Origin of the sequence: Alkalihalophilus sp. As8PL, assembly GCF_040939795.1 — a bacterium.
In the GTDB taxonomy this organism is placed as follows: Bacteria; Bacillota; Bacilli; order Bacillales; family Bacillaceae_D; genus Alkalihalophilus; species Alkalihalophilus lindianensis.
Genome location: NZ_CP162551.1, coordinates 3,567,910 through 3,587,040 on the forward strand (window position 1 = coordinate 3,567,910; position 19,131 = coordinate 3,587,040).

General features: G+C 39.0%; 21 protein-coding genes and 1 riboswitch. Of the genes, 13 read left to right on the forward strand and 8 right to left on the reverse strand.

Annotation, left to right across the window (positions count from 1 at the left end; all coding sequences use genetic code 11):
• Positions 1 to 2 precede the first annotated feature (2 nt).
• Positions 3 to 464 (forward strand): DUF948 domain-containing protein, encoded by a 462-nt coding sequence (locus AB3N04_RS19555; RefSeq protein ID WP_368504222.1) that lies wholly within the window; start codon positions 3 to 5, stop codon positions 462 to 464.
• Positions 465 to 504: 40 nt separating this feature from the next.
• Here AB3N04_RS19555 and AB3N04_RS19560 read toward each other — a convergent pair whose 3' ends face one another.
• Entirely contained in the window at positions 505 to 1,737 is a 1,233-nt protein-coding gene (locus AB3N04_RS19560; RefSeq protein WP_368504223.1) for an aminopeptidase, read from the reverse strand.
• 149 nt (positions 1,738 to 1,886) lie between these two features.
• Positions 1,887 to 1,930, forward strand: a riboswitch (PreQ1 riboswitch).
• Positions 1,931 to 2,127: 197 nt separating this feature from the next.
• On the opposite strand from AB3N04_RS19560, the gene queC reads away from it, so the two are divergent.
• The 6 genes from queC (at position 2,128) to AB3N04_RS19590 (ending at position 6,195) form a co-directional block, all read left to right on the forward strand.
• Positions 2,128 to 2,793: a 7-cyano-7-deazaguanine synthase QueC gene (gene queC / locus AB3N04_RS19565; protein WP_368504224.1), complete on the forward strand. Its 666-nt coding sequence runs from the start codon at positions 2,128 to 2,130 to the stop codon at positions 2,791 to 2,793.
• Positions 2,793 to 3,218 (forward strand): 6-carboxytetrahydropterin synthase QueD, encoded by a 426-nt coding sequence (queD, locus tag AB3N04_RS19570; RefSeq protein WP_368504225.1) that lies wholly within the window; start codon positions 2,793 to 2,795, stop codon positions 3,216 to 3,218. The genes queC and queD overlap by 1 nt, the downstream gene beginning before the upstream one ends.
• Positions 3,215 to 3,925 (forward strand): 7-carboxy-7-deazaguanine synthase QueE, encoded by a 711-nt coding sequence (queE, locus tag AB3N04_RS19575; RefSeq protein WP_368504226.1) that lies wholly within the window; start codon positions 3,215 to 3,217, stop codon positions 3,923 to 3,925. Before queD ends, queE begins: the two co-directional genes overlap by 4 nt.
• Before the next feature lie 12 nt (positions 3,926 to 3,937).
• Complete coding sequence (gene queF, locus AB3N04_RS19580) at positions 3,938 to 4,435, forward strand: preQ(1) synthase (RefSeq protein WP_368504227.1); 498 nt, start codon at positions 3,938 to 3,940, stop codon at positions 4,433 to 4,435.
• A 112-nt stretch (positions 4,436 to 4,547) separates the two neighbouring features.
• The gene (locus AB3N04_RS19585) at positions 4,548 to 5,033 is read left to right on the forward strand and encodes a MarR family winged helix-turn-helix transcriptional regulator (protein ID WP_368504228.1); all 486 of its coding nucleotides are present in this window, start codon (positions 4,548 to 4,550) and stop codon (positions 5,031 to 5,033) included.
• Positions 5,026 to 6,195, forward strand: a complete 1,170-nt coding sequence (locus AB3N04_RS19590) for an MFS transporter (RefSeq protein WP_368504229.1) — start codon at positions 5,026 to 5,028, stop codon at positions 6,193 to 6,195. Before AB3N04_RS19585 ends, AB3N04_RS19590 begins: the two co-directional genes overlap by 8 nt.
• Positions 6,196 to 6,245: 50 nt before the next feature.
• On the opposite strand, the gene AB3N04_RS19595 is transcribed toward AB3N04_RS19590, so the two are convergent.
• From AB3N04_RS19595 to AB3N04_RS19605, 3 genes are all read right to left on the reverse strand, one after another.
• The gene (locus tag AB3N04_RS19595; RefSeq protein WP_368504230.1) at positions 6,246 to 6,905 is read right to left on the reverse strand and encodes a hypothetical protein; all 660 of its coding nucleotides are present in this window, start codon (positions 6,903 to 6,905) and stop codon (positions 6,246 to 6,248) included.
• A gap of 154 nt (positions 6,906 to 7,059) precedes the next feature.
• Complete coding sequence (locus AB3N04_RS19600; protein ID WP_368504231.1) at positions 7,060 to 7,728, reverse strand: hypothetical protein; 669 nt, start codon at positions 7,726 to 7,728, stop codon at positions 7,060 to 7,062.
• Between the two features lie 97 nt (positions 7,729 to 7,825).
• Positions 7,826 to 8,338 carry a hypothetical protein gene (locus tag AB3N04_RS19605; RefSeq protein WP_368504232.1) on the reverse strand — a complete coding sequence of 171 codons (513 nt, stop codon included), beginning with the start codon at positions 8,336 to 8,338 and terminating at the stop codon, positions 7,826 to 7,828.
• A gap of 120 nt (positions 8,339 to 8,458) precedes the next feature.
• Here AB3N04_RS19605 and AB3N04_RS19610 point away from each other — a divergent pair, with 120 nt between their 5' ends.
• Positions 8,459 to 9,211 carry a YusW family protein gene (locus tag AB3N04_RS19610; RefSeq protein ID WP_368504233.1) on the forward strand — a complete coding sequence of 251 codons (753 nt, stop codon included), beginning with the start codon at positions 8,459 to 8,461 and terminating at the stop codon, positions 9,209 to 9,211.
• A gap of 31 nt (positions 9,212 to 9,242) precedes the next feature.
• On the opposite strand, the gene AB3N04_RS19615 is transcribed toward AB3N04_RS19610, so the two are convergent.
• Positions 9,243 to 9,854 (reverse strand): lytic transglycosylase domain-containing protein, encoded by a 612-nt coding sequence (locus AB3N04_RS19615; RefSeq protein ID WP_368504234.1) that lies wholly within the window; start codon positions 9,852 to 9,854, stop codon positions 9,243 to 9,245.
• 169 nt (positions 9,855 to 10,023) lie between these two features.
• Between AB3N04_RS19615 and AB3N04_RS19620 the strand changes: the two genes are divergently transcribed.
• On the forward strand, positions 10,024 to 11,328 hold the full coding sequence (locus AB3N04_RS19620; RefSeq protein WP_368504235.1) for an FAD-dependent monooxygenase: 1,305 nt from the start codon (positions 10,024 to 10,026) through the stop codon (positions 11,326 to 11,328).
• Between the two features lie 5 nt (positions 11,329 to 11,333).
• Complete coding sequence (locus AB3N04_RS19625) at positions 11,334 to 12,317, forward strand: trans-aconitate 2-methyltransferase (RefSeq protein ID WP_368504236.1); 984 nt, start codon at positions 11,334 to 11,336, stop codon at positions 12,315 to 12,317.
• A gap of 16 nt (positions 12,318 to 12,333) precedes the next feature.
• Here the strand turns inward: AB3N04_RS19625 and AB3N04_RS19630 are convergent, their stop codons facing one another.
• Positions 12,334 to 12,558, reverse strand: coding sequence for a hypothetical protein (locus AB3N04_RS19630; RefSeq protein WP_368504237.1), 225 nt, complete (start codon positions 12,556 to 12,558; stop codon positions 12,334 to 12,336).
• A gap of 344 nt (positions 12,559 to 12,902) precedes the next feature.
• On the opposite strand from AB3N04_RS19630, the gene AB3N04_RS19635 reads away from it, so the two are divergent.
• Both AB3N04_RS19635 and AB3N04_RS19640 read left to right on the forward strand, forming a co-directional pair.
• The gene (locus AB3N04_RS19635; RefSeq protein ID WP_368504238.1) at positions 12,903 to 13,544 is read left to right on the forward strand and encodes a nitroreductase family protein; all 642 of its coding nucleotides are present in this window, start codon (positions 12,903 to 12,905) and stop codon (positions 13,542 to 13,544) included.
• A gap of 153 nt (positions 13,545 to 13,697) precedes the next feature.
• Positions 13,698 to 13,988: a hypothetical protein gene (locus AB3N04_RS19640; RefSeq protein ID WP_368504239.1), complete on the forward strand. Its 291-nt coding sequence runs from the start codon at positions 13,698 to 13,700 to the stop codon at positions 13,986 to 13,988.
• Between the two features lie 29 nt (positions 13,989 to 14,017).
• On the opposite strand, the gene AB3N04_RS19645 is transcribed toward AB3N04_RS19640, so the two are convergent.
• The gene (locus tag AB3N04_RS19645; protein ID WP_368504241.1) at positions 14,018 to 15,265 is read right to left on the reverse strand and encodes a YeeE/YedE family protein; all 1,248 of its coding nucleotides are present in this window, start codon (positions 15,263 to 15,265) and stop codon (positions 14,018 to 14,020) included.
• Between the two features lie 121 nt (positions 15,266 to 15,386).
• A complete protein-coding gene (locus AB3N04_RS19650; RefSeq protein ID WP_368504242.1) occupies positions 15,387 to 15,971 on the reverse strand; it encodes a hypothetical protein in 585 nt (194 codons plus the stop codon).
• A gap of 312 nt (positions 15,972 to 16,283) precedes the next feature.
• Between AB3N04_RS19650 and AB3N04_RS19655 the strand changes: the two genes are divergently transcribed.
• The gene (locus AB3N04_RS19655) at positions 16,284 to 19,130 is read left to right on the forward strand and encodes a 2-oxoglutarate dehydrogenase E1 component (protein WP_368504243.1); all 2,847 of its coding nucleotides are present in this window, start codon (positions 16,284 to 16,286) and stop codon (positions 19,128 to 19,130) included.
• Position 19,131 lies beyond the last annotated feature (1 nt).

Here is a 19,131-nt window from a genome sequence, read left to right on the forward strand (position 1 = left end):
ATATGGATTGGTTAGGTATTGGTGTATTAATTTTAGCGATTGGATTTGCCGTATTAGTCGGTTTACTCGTTCCTGTATTAAAAAAGTTGACGGAAACATTAGATAACACGGCAAAAACAATCTCTCAAGCAGAGAAAAGTTTGGATGACATTACGAGTGAAACGAAACTTGTTTTGTATAATGCCAATGAAACATTAATGGACGTCAACCACAAAGTGAGTAAGTTAGATCCGATCTTTGATGTGGTAGAAGATGCGGGACAAGCTACGCATCATTTAACGGAAACGTTAGCCGATTATACAGGTGCAAAAATGGATGACGTTAAAAGAGGAACGGAAGTAGGACGCCAAAAGAATTTAAAAGGCTTTGTACGTGGAGTTGCTCTTGCGTATTACTTACGTAAAGCGAAGAAAGCAAGAAAGAATGAACCTAAAGTAAAAGTGACGGTAAAAGAAGAACTATAGAAAAAAGCTGATGAGAGGATATCTCATCAGCTTTTTTTAATTAAAACGCCCAGTTGCCATCACGGAAGACTGGCTCACGCTTACCGTCTTTTGTAATCCCGTCAATATTCATCTTTGCTGAACCGATCATGAAATCAACATGTGTGTTACTTGTATTTAAGCCGTTTTTCTCAAGTTCTTCTTTATCCATTTCTTTTCCACCTTCGATGCAGAATGCATAAGCACTACCAATAGCGAGGTGATTGGATGCATTTTCATCAAATAGTGTGTTATAGAAAAGAATGTTCGTATCAGAAATCGGTGATTTATGCGGCACAAGTGCGACTTCTCCAATGTAACGCGCACCATCATCCGAATCGAGAAGACGTTGCAGTGTTTGTTCGCCTTGTTCTGCTTTAAAGTCAACCACTTTCCCATCTTTAAATGTAAGAGAGAAGTTATCAATAACGGTTCCACCATAATTTAATGGCTTCGTGCTAGAGACGGTTCCATTGACACCTGTTTTCTTAGCTGAAGTAAACACTTCTTCAGTCGGCATGTTTGCAACAAAGTCTACACCATCTTTATTCGTGCTACCACCACTAACCCATAGGTGGGTTTCAGGTAGTTCAATTGTTAAGTCGGTACCTTCTGCTGTGTAGTGTAGAGCTTCGTAATGTTTTTCATTTAATGCAACCATCTTTTCATCCAGTGTTGCAAGATGTGTCTTCCAATCCGCTACAGGGTCCTCGTTATGAATTCGGGTAGCAGCAAAGATAGCATCCCAGAGTTGTTGAATTGCATCCTCACCTTTAGCATCTGGAAACACCTTTTCAGCCCATTCTTTTGATGGTGCAGCAACAATTGACCAGCTGATTTTGTCAGCCATAATGTATGAGCGGAAACCTGCCATCGCTTTACCGCTTGCTTTGTTTGCATTTGAAACTCGCTCTGGGTCAGCATCTTTTAAAAGGTCAGGGTTAGATCCTGTAATGCTTAAAAAAGCAGCTCCATTGCTTGCTAATTCCTCATATCCTTTAGCAATCCACTCTGGATACTCGTTAAAAGCATCATCAGGTGCAAGCTCAAATTTCAATTTTGTAATTTCTTCATCCGCCCACTCGACTTGGACATGCTTAGCTCCCGCCTCGTATGCTTTTTTAGCGACTAGTCTTACAAGATTGACGGCTGTAAGTGGGGTACGAACGACAAGCGTTTGCCCAGGTTGGATGTTTACGCCTACCTTAACAGCAAGCTCTGCGTATTTCTCAAGATTTTCTTGAAAGGTTGTCATCAATGTCATCCTCATTTCATATATGTATTTTTTCACTCTTCCCTATTTTACCAACATTATGACTGGTTGAAAAGAATGAGCACTCTCATGCGTTTTATGGTAAGATAGTAAACGCTAAAAGTAAGTAAGAAGAAACATTCACGCTAATCGTGAAAGAGGTTCGCAAACTCCCTCTATAAAAAACTATAAGGCAAACGGCATCTGCTTGATGTGGTTTTCTTTCGTTTCTCATCTATAGAATGTACCTTTGTAGGGTAATTTATCAATATGAGAACGGAGCCGTGCCTCAACTAAAAAATGAGCTACGGCTTTTAGCATCGTACTCAATAAGGGTGCGAGGAGTTTTTCGAATGCTCGTTCTTCTTCAATCGTGAAGGGGGAACCAGAGTAATGAAACAAGATAAAGCAGTCGTTGTATTTAGTGGCGGACAAGATAGCACAACATGTTTATTTTGGGCCCTAAAAGAATTTAAAGAAGTAGCAACCGTGACGTTTGATTATGGTCAAAGACATTCAAAGGAAATTGAATGTGCTAGAGAGATTGCTTCTGAACTAGGCGTTTCATTTCATGTGTTAGACATGGGGCTGATTAATCAACTATCGGCAAATGCTCTTACACGTTCTGATATTGAGGTGAAAGAAGGAGAAGATGGGGAATTACCTTCTACGTTTGTAGAAGGACGTAACTTACTATTCTTATCTTTTGCTGCGATCTACGCCAAGCAAATTGGAGCAAAGCATGTCATTACGGGTGTGTGTGAAACAGATTTCAGTGGATACCCGGACTGTCGCGATATTTTTGTGAAATCACTGAATGTGACGTTAAACTTATCGATGGATGAGCAATTTGTCATTCATACACCGTTAATGTGGCTAAACAAAGAACAAACATGGAAACTAGCCGATGACCTTGGTGCGCTCTCTTTTATTAGAGAAAAAACACTCACTTGTTACAATGGAGTGATCGGGGATGGGTGTGGCGAGTGTCCGTCTTGTGTGTTACGTAATAAAGGATTAAATGATTATTTAGAAGCGAAAGTAGCAGGTGATGAGTAATGCTTCAACAATTCTATCCTCAAGTCCCGCATACCTTTCGTTTTGAATTAAATAAAGACATGCATTTAGCAGCCGCTCATTTTATTAATGATGAACAGGCTGGAGCTTGTCAATATACACATGGACACACCTATTTTATTAATGTAACGATTGCCGGAGATGAGCTTGACTCAACCGGATTCCTGATTAACTTTAAAGATATTAAAACATTGATTCATAAACGATATGATCATTCCTTATTAAATGATCATTCGGAATATAAAGATGTAAGCCCAACAACAGAAGTCGTAGCTAAGCAAATTTGGGAAACGGTTCAAACTCACCTTAATACATTGACCAATCAACCAAAATGCTTGCAAGTTCTTGTCCGTGAAACACCTACAAGTTATGTCGTCTACCGCCCGAAACCGGAGGACTTAAAATGAAACGCATACCGGTAATGGAAGTGTTTGGCCCCACGATTCAAGGTGAGGGAATGGTAATTGGTCAAAAGACGATGTTTGTTCGCACAGGAGGCTGTGATTATCGATGCTCTTGGTGCGACTCAAGCTTTACGTGGGATGGAACGGGTAAAAGTACGTTGTTATCAGCTGAGGAGATCGTATCTCAGCTAAACGAAATTGGTGGAGACCGCTTTTCTCATGTGACGATCTCAGGAGGAAATCCAGCAATTCATCAAGGAATTGGTGAATTAGTTAGCATGCTAAAAGAACGTGGCATTAAAACCGCAGTGGAAACTCAAGGGTCCATTTGGCAAGATTGGATGAAGGATGTGGATGATGTCACAATCTCTCCTAAACCACCAAGCTCTAAAATGGAAACAGATTTTGATAAGTTAGATACTTATATCGAGCGTCTGAAAGATTATAATAGCAGTTTGAAAGTTGTTATTTTCAATGAAGAGGATCTTCAGTATGCAGAGAAGATCCATAACAGGTATCCTGAAGTGCCAATGTACCTTCAAGTAGGAAATGACGAAGTAGATACTGTAGAGAACGATTCGCTTCTCTCTCGTTTACTTGAGCGATACGAATGGCTAATAGATAAAGCAGTCGAATCACCTGAATTAAATGACGTAAAAGTACTTCCGCAGCTCCATACATTGGTATGGGGCAACAAGCGAGGGGTATAAGGAGGATGTTCAATGAGTGGTCGTAAAGATGAAGATTTAGAAGGCGTTACATTGTTAGGAAATCAAGGCACGACGTACGACTTTGAGTACAATCCTAAAATCCTGGAAGCTTTTGATAATCAGCATCCTAATCGTGATTATTTTGTAAAGTTTAATTGTCCAGAATTCACGTCGTTGTGTCCAAAAACAGGACAGCCTGATTTCGCGACGATTTACATTAGCTACATCCCTGGTGAGCGAATGGTCGAAAGTAAATCACTTAAGCTCTACTTATTTAGCTTCAGAAACCACGGAGATTTTCATGAAGATTGTATGAATATTATCATGAATGATTTGATTGAATTAATGGACCCACGCTACATCGAAGTATGGGGCAAATTCACGCCACGTGGCGGAATTTCGATTGACCCTTACACAAATTACGGAAAGCCTGGAACGAAATTTGAAAAAATGGCTGAATACCGTCTTATGAATCATGATTTGTACCCAGAAACGATTGATAATCGTTAAGCGATATACACCCATCAACTATGGTGGGTGTTCTTATTTGCAAATTACTTGCATAAACAAGTATTTAATGATGAAATAAGATAAAGAGATAGATGGGAAGAGGAGTATAAGGATGTCTAACTATCAATTAGATGATTCACTTGGTTTTTTAGTCGCAATGGCAGGAAGAGCCTTGATGAATCAATTGCAACGTAATATTACAGAAAGTGGCTATGACGTCACGACAGAGCATTGGACGATTCTTGTTCAATTGTGGGAACAAGAAGGGTTAAGTCAATATGAACTAGCGCAACGTACCGGGAAAGATCAGCCGAGTATGTCACGATTGATACAAAATATGTTAAAGCGTGAATTAATTGTGCGAGTAGCAGACACAAAAGATGCTAGGTGCAAACGTATTTATTTAACAGAGCACGGTAAGCATTTAAGAAGTCAATTAGTCTCAATTGTCGAAGAAACTTTGGATCAAGTTACAAGTGATGTTTCAGAAGAAGAATTACTAGTGACGAAGAGTGTATTAAAGAGGGTAGCAAAAACGCACTCAGTTACGAGAACGGTATTTGACCAATTAGATAGAAAGAAGGAACTTCATGAATAAGTCACTTTTGAAAATGGCTATTCTCTCCATTTCATTATTAACAGTAATGGCGGGGGCTGCTGTTGCTCCTGCATTGGCAGATATATCGGTTGCTTTTCCAGATGCAAGTGAAACAACGATTAAATTAATCATGACCTTACCATCTGTCATGATTATTCCATTTACCTTTCTATCTAGTTACTTAACGAGAAAGATGACAAAGAAAACGCTTGTATTTATTGGGATCTTTTTTTATGTGATCGGTGGAGTAGGTGGTGGCCTTGTTCCCACGATTGAGTGGTTATTAGTTTGTCGTGCTATTCTAGGAATTGGAGTAGGATTTTTGATGCCAATCTCCACATCCCTTGTAGCTGATTTCTTTGACGGGGAAGAACGAACAGCAACAATGGGTCAAGTAAGCGCTGCGAATAACTTTGGTGGAATTGTTCTCTTCTTATCTTCTGGCTTACTTGCTGCCTTAAGCTGGCGTATCACTTTTAGTGTATACTTGGTGGCACTCATTGTGGCGATCGTAGTTTTCTTTTTCCTTCCTAAAAGAAGTCCGGAACATATTCCGGTTGGTACGACATTAGCTCCGTTACCAAAAAAATTATATGTATTAGGTGCTGGAATGTTTTTTCTTGTCTTAGCCTTTTACTCGATTCCGACTAATATGGCACTTTATTTGAATCAAGAGGGGCTTGGCTCTTCACAATTAGCTGGTATGGTTATTGCGATTGCCACAGCATTTGGTTTAGTTGCAGGAATGGTGTTACGTAAAGTGAATCAGCTATTAAAAATATTTGTCATCCCTAGTCAGCTTGTGCTGATGGCGAGTGGATTTCTGATCATTGGATTCACTACTAATCTCTTATTCTTAGCAGTGGGAGTAGGCTTGATGGGATTTGGTTTTGGTGTGATCATGCCGACTGTATTTGACCGGGTATCAAGAGAAGTTCCTAGGGTACAGACGGTTCAAGCAATGGCTTTAGTTACGAGTATGCTGTTTTTGGGTCAATTTTCTTCACCGATTGTACTTGACGCAGTTGGAATGATCGCAAACCAAGAGTCGATTCGTTTTACGTATCAATTTGTAGGGATAGCGATGATGATAGTTTCTATTTTTCATCTCATACTTACAAATAGAGTTAGATCAGCATTTATGAATGAAAGAGTATCCTGATAATATATTAAAAAAGAGACTTGTTACTAGTCTCTTTTTTAATTAGCTAATTAGCCGTTACCATTTCCGTTGTAGAAAGTAACCGTTCTAGAAGTAGGCATAGTAGGTTGCAACGTTGTACAACGATCCGGGTTAATATCGCCAAGCACTGTTACACCAGCTTGAACTAATTTCTCACGAGAAACAGTAATTTGCGTTCTAATGATAACTTTAAACGTAATAGATGATAGGGATAGAGCCCCTGCTACAGTAATACCTGGTGTAATTACCGGTGGAAGAACGGCTTCAATTACTGGTACTGTTTCTTGTAAATCGTCTCCTACACAAGCTCCTGGACACTCTGTTTCCGCTTGAAAAGGAAGGTTAAGCTGTACTTCAATTGGAGTATCTACTCCAGCAATATTAATAGTTGCTGTTACAGGTACATATCCAGAGTTAACAACTTTCCCATCAATTAAAGTTCCTCTCATTACAATTCCATTCGGATTAGCAGTTACATTTGAAAAAGAGATTAAAGCTAAGTCGATATCATCACCAATACCTAATTCAACAGTAGGCAAACGTAACTCAGCTACTTTCTGCACAGACTTCGTACAAATCACTGAATTTACTTTCAAGCACTCAATGCTTGGTTGTGCTGGTTTGTGGTATGCTTCTTTCCCACAACATAAATCTCCTAGATTCTTGTGTTGATTACAATGAAAATCCATTTGATCCTCTCCTTAATAGATTAATAGTATTTGATTCATTTTTTGTTCTATTAAATGAATCTCTACATCCTATTAAGAAGAGGGGGGACGTGCTCTAGACTTTAATACTAATTAATCAAAATTGGTGATTTAATCCTGATGAAAAGGATTAAAGTTAAAAATCATATTTTTTCTTTTTGTGAATAGAAAAACATGATGATTCCTCGAACTTTGTTTCCTTTCTACATTTGTCCTCTTCTTTTTTTCTTTTAGGGTCTTTTGGTTTTTTTGGCTTTTCAGCTTCTTGATAACAAATAATTTGAGGAGGGGTGGTGGAAGTTTTACAGCCGTTTTTATCTACATCGCCGATTATAGTAACTGCCACTTTGCCAATTTTTTCTCTAATAACGGTTATTTGTATGCCTAATATGACTTTGAAAATGACTTGAGAATAACCGGCCTCTTCACATGGAATGATTTGAGGAGGTACTATGCCTTTCAAGAGCGGACTTGTTTTTTTTAGCGTATCCCCCGGACAAACATCTTCACAGCAGATTTCTTCTTGAAAAGCCAAAGTTATTTGTTTTATGCAACGGTTATTGACTAAAATACTTCCCTTAATAAATCCTTGTAAAATAATAAGATCATGCAACAATGTTCCAGTGATCTCCGTTGTTTTTAAATCCGGGACAAATTGTATTTGATCATGATCTTTTACTTTTAAATTGGTTTTAGTATATGCAATAAGTTTAACTTCTTTTGAACATATGACCGATTGAATGAGAACAGGTTCATTCGTTAATCCTATTTCGTTTATACATTTATTATTGTTCTGCTCCATCATAACATTGCTCCTTTTATAGGTTATAGGCATTGATACATGTATATGATGTAGATGGGATTCGGTCACTTTAAAATCGTGGAGAGAGAATGATCTAGTTTTAGAACAGAAGCTTCATCATTCCAAGGCAGATAAACAATAGTCCTGGAAGAGCGGCAACATAACGAAGCACAAATGGGTTTTTTGTTTCATGCCCGTGAATTATTCCGAAAATCAACGCAAACATTAAAAGGATACCTGCTAGCGGAGCGAACCAGAAGGGGCGCTCCGCTAATCCTGCTTGAACCCCGTACCCAACACTATCAACATTCATTAACAAAGCTATGATGACAAAATACGATCGTCTATATAAGGGGAGATCATTAAATAAATTATAGATTCCTACTGAAATCATTAAGACCCCCGCCAAGGTTTGAATGAAAGAAGAAGGAATCACTTCCCCCAACACACGTCCTACACCCATTGAAAAAAAGATAACAAAAGCAGAGAAAATGGAGATGAGCAGAAGGACGATCAGAGGAATTTTAATACGTTTTAACCCAAACATAAAGCCAATGACAAAACCATCGATACTGACGAGTAACGCTAGAAAGATAAGAAGAATAAAGCCCATTCAGTCAGCTCCTTGGACATGACGTTTCTTCATCTTATGAACAAAAACTCTAGAATAAGACCTCAACCTGTGGTAAAGTGGCTACGATATAAAGCTTATGTAATGAAGAGGTGAACACATTTGAAATCCATATGCATCGTTAGTATGTGCGGCTTATTCCTACTAGTTGGTTGTAACCAAGGGAATGAGAAATCAGAACCTGTTACATACAACGATAACGAAAGAACTGAACCAGTAAACGAAATAACGATTGAGAATGAAACCCCGATTTCCACACGTGATCTGGCTACTGAAGAGAACAGCGAATCAGACAATGAACGTATCGAGATGATTGTAGAAGAGAGTGAATTAGAAGAGACGGAACGAGAAGACTTCGCTCATGCTACAGCACCTAACCAAGAAACCCAAACGGAAGAGCTATCAGAGGATCAATCTCCTACTGTAAATGAAAATGAACCTTCAAAGGAAGAAACAAAAGAAGTACCACCCATTAGTTTGTTGGCGAGTGGCATTAAAGATTTTGAATTGGAAATCGAATTTACTGGTGACCAGGGTGAATTAGAGATTGAATATGAAGGGAAGAAAAAGAATCCAAAAGCAAAAGTAAAAGACGAGAGAGCAGTACATAAAGAAAAGGGTAAAGAAAAAGACAAAGAAGAGGGTAAAGACAAGAAAAGGGAACTAAAAGGAAAAGAAGCTGTTCAGTTTGTAGAAGCCTTTTTAGATGAAATTTCTTTATCAAGTGGTACAGTAGACGATACTACTGTGGATGACATACTTGCTTATTTAGACCTAGAGAAGGAGTCGATCAAAAAATTCGAACTTGAAATTGAATTTCAGGACAAAACGAAAGTAAAGTATGAACAAAAATAAGCAGAGAGCTACTGAGCTCTCTGCTTATTTATTAATCATAGGCGAAAGGTAAGGAAACTAACTCATAATGATCATTGTAGGAGTCGAAAAACTTCATCACTTGGCTCACATATTCATTGCTTTGATTGTAAGCAAATAAAGCTCTCTCGTAATCTCCTTCACTAGCACCGTGATCGGCTAAGTATCTAGCAGCAGAATAGGCAGAGTCATAGAGATCAAACGGATCAGCTTTCCCGTTTCCCGTGGCATCTACTCCATACCCTCGATGTTCTTCAATCAGATCAATATCTGTGATATCAATCTTATCCTCAATTTGACCGAGATCTCCACCAGGATAGCTCCAGCCAACCCATGTTCTTGGCATAAACTGAAAATGGCCAACTGCACCAACAGGACTAATGAGTGGGTCCATTGTAGAGAAAATTGTTTCTACTCGATGAACGGATGCTAAAAGCTCCCATGGGACTTCATACTCTTCGGCTGCTTCTTTATAGATTGGAAGGTATTTTTCAGGTATATGATGCTGTCCTATCAACGTTTTATAGGTGATTTGTTTTACTTGATCATTTTTCTCAAATGACCATACAGCTACAATCAGTACAATAAATGCTGTAAAGAATAAGAACATAAGAAATTTTCGCACATTCAGCCATCCTTTTTACTAACAATTCAGTTCAATCAATTATAAACAAAAACAGATCTATAGAAAACAATTTTCGACAACTTCCCATAATACTTCTACTAAAGTCATTCATATGTTGTTTTATTCTTAATTTCTATGGGAATAAAGAAGGAAACAGGTGGTGAATAAAATGAAAACCGACGTGTTCATTGCAGGTGGAGGCGTAGCTGGATTAAGTCTCGCTCTTCGTCTAGTGAAAGAAGGTGTAAGCGTCATCGTTGTAGAGCGCCAAAAAGGGATGGGCAATGTCTACAAAGGTGAATTACTGCAACCGAAGACCCTATGCATTTTCGAACAACTAGGAATCTATCCTAAAATTGCAAAAGAGATAAGACCTCTTGAGAAAATCATTACAAAAGAATTAAATGAAAAAAACGAGCCACTGCTTGAAGTGGTAATGGACTATACAACCTTACAAACACCTATTAATACAGCGGCCATGATTCCGCATAATTGCTTAAAAGAAATCTTGTTAGAAGAAGCAAGTAAATATGGTGAGTTCCAACTATTGCAACCAGCCACTTTTTTAAGAAAACAATCCGATCATGAAGTCATTGTGAAACAAGGTAAAGAAGAAATAAGTATTCAAGCTAATTTGATTGTTGGGGCAGAAGGAAGAGGGTCTAAAGTTCGCAATTCCGTCGACATTCCACTAAAAAAACACTCTTATTCACATCAATTTCTAACGGTTACGTTTCCTTCACCTCCTACGCTTGTGCACGGTGAAATGATTGGCAATCACGAACGTTTCCTTGGCTTATTCCCATTGCCAAACAATGAAGTTCGTTCAGTATTGCTCATACGTGAAGGTGAATATAAGGAAATGAAGGAGGAAGGCTTAGAGGCTTTTTATCGAGCATATAAAGAGTTGAAGCCTGATCTTGAAGGCTTTGTTGATCAGGTTGGATCATGGAAAGACATTCAATTAATGATCCCGGTAAGGCATACTGTTTCTCATTATGTTGAAGGGAATGTAATTGTTATTGGTGATGCAGCTCATAGTGTTCACCCGATGGCGGGCGAAGGAATGAACTTAGCGATCCAGGATGCGGATACATTAGGTGATTTAATTGCATGGATGTATCAACATCAACTTGAAGGTGACTACACACAGTTAAAGTGGTTTGAACGTGTGAGAAAAGAGAGGGTTGAATATTTATCATGGCTTAGTCATCAATCTGCACTCGTCTACAACTTGTCTGGTAATCTTTCTCAAAAATTACGTATTAAAGCGATTAAGCGCTTAGCTAACAATAGACGTTTGCATGATAAACAAATGTTGAACATTGCCGGAGTAGGATTGTGGAAGTTTGGCGTCATTGATGGTTTATCAGCACTAGGCTTAGGGAAAAGACAGTTATCTGAGAACGTCATCAACAAGTACTTATTTAGCAAAGAAGACGATTATCCGTGGAGATATAATAAAAAGAGGTGAATAGCATGCAACTTACAGAATACAGACGACTATGGAATGCTAGAAAGTGGATGAAACGAAACGAACCATTTTTGCCAACTTGGCATGCTCACCTTGGGTATAGTTTAGATTTATTTAAACACTTTAAAAAAGGTGCTGCTGTAGAAGAAGTGGCACTATCACATAACTTAAATCAAGATCTCTTACAGCGCTGGGTTGATGTTGGCTTAGTTCTTGGCCACTTAAAACAAAACCGCAAAGGCATCATCAAACCTAAACGATCACTTGTGAAATATGTATCAAAGGACAGTGATTCTTCCGTAGGAATCTTAATAAAAGAAATGATGGAATTACATATTCCTACGATGTTATCTTATCGTGATTTGATGCAAGGAAAAGAGGTTAACTTCTTTGAAGCTGACTATGGCGACACGGTTGCCCAAACATCTGCCCTACTAGAGACGATTGCTTTTCCTAAAGTATTAGATGTCGTGAAAAAAGACCGTGTAAAATCAATTTTTGATATTGGATGCGCGTATGGTGGTTATTTAAAACGAATCCAAGTCAAGAAACCTAAGTTACGATTAAAAGGGCTTGAAGCAGACGAGCAAGTCGCAAAGAAAGCTCAAGAAGAAGTGAAGGATAGTAATATAGAAATCATCTCAGGGGATATTAAAGAGTATGAATCAGATGAAGAGTTTGATCTTGTGATGATGAATAATCTCCTCTATTATTTCTCAAAAGAAGATCGAGCAGAATTGTTTGAGCGTTCTAGTAAAATTGTTGGGAAAAAGGGGACGCTAATTGTGATTTCTCCACTCGTTCAATCAAAACATGGTCAAGCCTTTGCTTCGGCGTTTAATAGCTTTATGTCCGCGCATGAAAATATGTACCCTGTGCCTTCAGAACGTGAATTAAAACAATATGCCAAAGCTGCAGGGTTTAAATTTAAGAAAACAACGCCTGTTGTAAAAGAAGGCGGTTGGTACATGATGGTATTTAAGAAATAATGGTCTACGTATCACTTTAATTGATTTCTTCATCAATTGCTCTTAATAACTTCTGATACTCACTGGGATCCTCGAATTGTTGGGGTTTCCAGTTTTTTTTAATCCAAGCAACCAGCTCCATTGGCTCATTAAATTGTCTTCCACTAGTATCAAATGTTTTAATCGTATAGATACCATTTTCAGGGTCAACCGTCACAGCACAAGGGTCTGTACATTCGATACTTTGTAGGGTGTATTCCATTGATCTCATCCTTCCGAGTGATTTGGTTATAGTGTGTCCCATTTTATGATCTTTTACAACTGATTGGGCTACTAAGTATTGGTGATAAAAAATGGAATGTAGACGTAACAGTTCGTGCAACCTAAAGGCTAAGAAGAGCAAGGTTATTGTTTCTTCTTACCGGTTTTAGAAATAGGCTCATGCCGTTACAAGCAACAGATCAATTTGAATAGTCTAATCAGTATGGAATACATGAAAAACAGGGACATAAGACTCAATCTCGCTTCATTTGAAGCATATTGTTTTACAGCTTGATGAAGCCTTCGCTAAAATATAGGTAATATGGTTATAAAGGAGAGTTTCACATGCATGGTACTACACACCAAGAAGAACTTGGCTTATTTCAAACAATAGAAGAACGACATTCGGTTAGAAAATACGAAGCTGGATATGAAATGCCTGAAGAGGATTTAACAGCTATCTTAGAAGCGGCAGCAATGGCGCCTTCTTCATGGAACTTGCAACACTGGCGCTTTTTAGTCATAGACGATCAAAAGAAAAAAGAAGAATTATTGCCAATTGCTTATAACCAAAAGCAAATTGTGGATAGCTCCGTTACAATTGCTGTATTAGGAGATTTAGAAGCGAATAAAGAAGCTGATGCTGTTTATGGTGCAGCGGTAGAAAATGGTTTTATGACTGAACAAATTAAAGATACATTAGTCGGCCAAATCAACCAAGCATACGAGGGCGATACCCCTTTCCCTCGTGATGAAGCGGTTTTAAATGCATCGCTTGCAGCTATGCAACTAATGTTAGCAGCTAAAGCAAAGGGTTATGACACTTGCCCAATGGGTGGCTTTAACCGCGATGCGTTTGTAAAGTCTTTTAATGTACCTGACCGTTTCACACCGGTTATGTTATTAACTGTAGGGAAAGCTGCTATGCCAGCTCACCGCTCAGCAAGAAAGCCACTAGAAGAAGTTACAATTCGCAATTCATTCTAAGCAAAAGAAGGATGTCGCATGAAAGTGTGGCATCCTTTCCTATGTAAAAAAGATTGGATTTATTGCAGATAAGTTTATACACTACGATTAGCAGTAGTGTATAAACTGTTTTTCTTCGTACCTAGATGAGCGATAAGAAAGGGTTATTTACATATGATTGATTTAACGTTTGAAAAATACACAGAAGCTAAATTTACAGATTTAAAATTAGTTGAAACGTACGAGCTTCAATTGTGGATGCATCATGTTGTTGCATTTGAAGGGGATAATATACCAAGTGATTTAGTCGACCCCGAAGCCTTACTCATTACGAACCCTGAAGGGGAGGTTCTTCAAGTGATCTTAAGGGAAGAGGGTTGCGATTCACCATTATTCCAATTCACAGAGAACGAAAAAGAACAGTTGATAGAGTGGTTTACCGAATCTGTAAAAAAGGCAAGGTAGCTTATATAGCTACCTTGCCTTTCGTTTTTTTAACAGCTTGAATCAGTTGGTTTCGGTACAGATAACCCAAATAATGGTCGTAAGTAAAGAGCTACGTAGGTACCTGCTAGAGCCATGACCGCCCACACCCAACCATGGAGACTGAATGAAGCGACACCGCTAAAGTAAGCACCAATATTACAGCCAAAAGCAAGACGAGCGCCATACCCCATCATAATCCCACCAATCAATGAAGCGATGATCAGTTTAGGTGGAATTCTTTTTAAGGCATACACACCACCTGCGGTTGCTGCCAGTAAAGCGCCAGTCATGATTCCAAAGTTCATTACACTTGTTGAATCAAGAAAAACGGATTGATTTAATTCTTGTGCTCTATCCCCTGACCAGTAGCCCCAGCTTGCCACGTCAATTCCAATAAATTGAGCTGCTTTTGATCCCCATAAGGCAAAAGCACTCGTGATGCCCCATGGTTGCCCTCTTACTAAAAGAGTCACAGCATTTAATACGGCTAACACAACAGCTGCAACTAAAAGTGGCCATGATCCACGAATGACTCGCTTTATCCCAATTGCTGATGGGACAGCTGCCATTTTCGGTGGGTTTTTCTTACGTTGAATATAGTACGTTATCGCAATGATTCCTGCAAATATAAGTAATTGTAACAACCAAGCACCACCGTATCCGAGTCCTGTATCAGTAGCAAGCGATATCGCTGGTAAGCTTGGTGTATCATTCATCCAAAAATCAAAATGAGCCGCTCCGATCACAGAGCCGACGATAAACCCAAAAAGGGTAATAAACATGGAAGAACGCCCGCCACCGGCAGAATAAAGGGTACCAGAGGCGCAACCTCCGCCAAGTTGCATGCCGATGCCAAATACAAACGCACCAACTAATAGGCTAACTCCTACTGGGGAAACAAACCCTGTTGGTTCATGTCCGAAAAAGCTAATGCCATAAGCTAAAATCGGTGCAAATAAGGTAGAAGCAATAGCCAACATCAGCATGTGAGCACGCAGACCTTCACCATTCCCGACTGACATTAATCTCCGAAAAGCCGAAGTGAAACCAAAGCGTGCATGAAATAAGGTGAAGCCTAGTAATAGACCAAGCCACAGTTGAATGAGTAGATTCATATCTGCGATGGTAAAAGTAGCTACACTTAACAAAATCGCTATTGTAATCCCTACCGCTACTAAGATCGTCTGAGTAGGCGGTAATGTTGGGTGTTCTAGCGAGTTTGCTTGAAGTTGATTCTGTTTGACTTGTAAACTCATTTGAAACACCTCTAATTCTTAGTTGTTTAATAGGATATGAATAGACTAAAGGATCTTGTATCATACGTCAACAAATTAAGCCATCCAATTTAAGGGTAGCTTCAATTTAAAATGATGCTGTTTAGTATGTGAGTGCTTTTAAATAGGAAAAGACTTGATTAGGATGTTCTTTTAATGACATCCTACGCTCTTTAAGGATCGTTTCATGTTTGCGATGAAAGGAAGTAGCTTCAGATTGTATATCTTGCACCCATTCTAGTAAATGACTTTTCTCATCAGTAGATAAACGATCTTCAACCGTAGAGCAAATAAAGGATCTGCACACTGCATTTTTGAAAGAAGGCTTTAATGTACACCCTTGATTCTCTTTGAAAAATCGACAAATAGAATAGGAGATTTTAAGATCTTCTTGTTCAATCGTCGATCGTTTCAAATGGTTAGCGTGCTTTTGATAAGCAGGGTGAATCCAAGCATTTACTCGGATCGTATAATCATTTACTGTGTTTGATTCTTGATTTACTAGATCAAAGAAAAAGGAAGAATCGTCGGTAGCAATTTTTGATAATTCAAAGAGCGAGAACTCAGGGCTATATGAACAACATCCAACATGTGGTGATTCTTCAAGAGGTCTACTAAAGTGGGGGTCATTACAAGAGAGACAAGCAGATGTAAGTAATTGTCGATTGGTTTTGTCGAAATTTATCACGTTAAAACGTCCTTTTTTAATTAATTTTCAAAAAAAAGCAAGAAATCTTTCGAAATAACTAGATTTTCTGAATAAAAAGTTTTACACTTTTTAGTGAAGGAAAGCACAATAGCAAACTTGATTCATCCATCTTTAACTATAATCGATTCTCAAAGGATCTAACAAGACTAATAAATCTTTGAAAGCTAGCAGATAACCTTTGAGCAATTGTGACAATCATGTTAAAATGGGAATGAAAGCGTTACAATTTCCAGTCTCTCAATAGAATCAACTATTGTGTTGACTTAAAAGTTATTAGGAGGTTTTTGTCACATGTCCAGCAAGGAGCACAAACCGGAAGAGCCATGGCAAGGATTTCATGGTCCGAACCTTGGCGTCGCAATTGAGTTGTATGAAGAATTTACTAAAGACCCACAAGCTGTAGAGGAAGACCTACGCGAGTTATTTGAACAATGGGGACCACCACCTTCTTCTACTCAATCTGAACTTGTTCACGCGACAAATGCACCTTCAGCCCCACAAGCTGCAGGAGCGGACATGATGAGGAAGTTTGTCGGTGCGGTAAAATTAGCCGACATGATTCGAACGAAAGGTCATTTAGCTGCCGACGTTCACCCGATTCATAAGGATAAGAAAAATGAAGAGAGAATTCAACTCTCCCGCTATGACTTAACAGAAGCGGATCTTAAACAAGTACCAGTTGATTTAATTTCTCCAGATGCCCCTTCTCATGTAAAAGATGGACTTGATGCAATTGAACATTTGAAAAATGTCTATACAAAGACTATTTCTTTTGAGTTTGGTCATGTTCAAGATGAAGAAGAGCGTCATTGGTTAAATAAGATGGTTGAATCTGGCATTTATTTGCCAAACCTTTCCAAACAACAAAAAGTAGCACTACTGAAACGATTAACGCAAGTAGAAGGTTTTGAGAAATTTATTCACCGTACATTTGTAGGGCAGAAGCGTTTCTCGATTGAGGGCCTTGATATTATGGTTCCAATGCTTGATGAAGTCGTTCGTGAATCCGTTCATGAAGGCACAGAGCATGTGATGATTGGGATGGCACATCGCGGTCGTCTGAATGTACTTGCCCACACATTAAGCAAGCCATACAAAATGATCTTCTCAGAGTTTTTACATGCTCCAAATAAGGACCTTGTTCCTTCAGAAGGTTCAACAGGAATTAACTACGGTTGGACAGGGGATGTAAAATATCACTTAGGTGCTGATCGTCAAATTAAAGATGATAACACAGTTGAAGCCACTGTCTCACTAGCTAATAACCCAAGTCACCTTGAATTTGTTAGTCCAATTGTAGAAGGGTATGCACGTGCTGCACAAGAAGTACGCACGAAAAAAGGCGATCCTGAGCAAACGATTTCTAAAGCATATTCGATTTTAATTCATGGTGATGCTGCGTTCCCTGGTCAAGGTATCGTAACGGAAACCTTAAACCTAAGTCGCTTAAAAGGGTATCAAACTGGTGGATCATTACACATTATTGCCAATAACAATATTGGTTTTACAACTGAAACGTATGATTCTCGTTCAACTACATATGCAAGTGACCCAGCTAAAGGGTTTGAAATCCCGATCGTTCACGTGAATGCTGACGATCCTGAAGCCTGTCTTGCTGCTATGCATCTTGCATTTCAATACCGTAAGCGTTTCAAAAAGGATTTCTTAATCGATTTAGTTGGATATCGTCGCTTCGGTCACAACGAAATGGATGAGCCAGCTGTAACGCAACCAGGACTTTATACAACAGTGAGAAAACACCCTACGGTACGTGTGCTGTATGCAGACCAATTAGTCGCTCGCGGTGAAATTGAGTCTAACTACGGCGAACAGCTTGATAAAGAAGCACAAGAGTACCTTCAATCTCAATATGATGCAGTGGCAGGAAACAAGTCTAATAAAGCAAAAGAAATTGTGACTCCGGACTATGTTGTAAATGGACTTCCTAAAGTGAAGACATCTGTTGAGTTTGATACATTAAAGTCAATTAACGAAGAGCTTCTAGAATGGCCGAGCGAATTTAAGCCAAATGAAAAGCTTGAGAAGATATTAAAACGTCGTCTCCAATCATTTGAAGGCGAAGGCAAGATTGACTGGGCATTAGCTGAAACACTTGCATTTGCTTCTATTTTACATGATGGAACGCCAATTCGTTTATCTGGTCAAGACTCAGAACGTGGAACATTTGCTCATCGTCACCTAGTCTTACATGATCGTGAGACAAATGAGACGCATACACCGCTTAAAGAATTTGACAAAGCAAATGCTTCATTCTCGGTTCATAATAGCCCATTATCTGAAATGGCTGTTGTTGGGTTTGAATATGGCTACAACGTATTTGCTCCAGAAACACTCGTATTATGGGAAGCTCAATTTGGTGACTTTGCCAATGGTGCTCAAGTTATATTTGACCAATGGGTATCTGCTGGTCGTGCGAAATGGGGTCAAAAATCAGGACTTGTTTGTCTATTACCTCACGGTTATGAAGGACAAGGGCCAGAACATTCAAGTGGACGTGTGGAACGTTTCTTAGTACTTGCAGCTGAGAACAATTGGACGATTGCAAACTGTACATCTGCAGCGCAATATTTCCATATCCTACGTCGTCAAGCAGCTATTTTAGAAAAAGAAGCTGTTCGTCCTCTGATCATTATGACACCTAAGAGCTTGTTACGTAACCAAGTCGTAGCTTCTACTCATGCTGAGTTCACAGAAGGCGAATTTAAGCCTGTATTTGAGCAAGCTGGTCTTGGAGAAGAAGTGGACAAAGTAGAGCGTGTGGTACTTTGCAGCGGTAAAGTGGCGATTGACCTAGCTGATCGTGTGAAAAAATCAGATGAGGATTGGGATTGGGTTCACATTGCTCGAGTGGAAGAGTTGTATCCGTTCCCTAAAAAGCAAATTCGTGCATTATTTGCTCGATACAAGAACCTAAAAGAAATTGTATGGGTTCAAGAAGAGCCTAAAAATATGGGTGCTTGGCCATTTATCGAGTCACGTATCCGTGAGATTACACCGAGCGAAGCTTCTGTTTCTTATATTGGACGTACTCATCGTTCAAGTCCTGCTGAAGGTGACCCGGTTGCTCATAAGAAAGAACAAGAACGTATCATCACAGAATCATTGACTCGCAAATAAT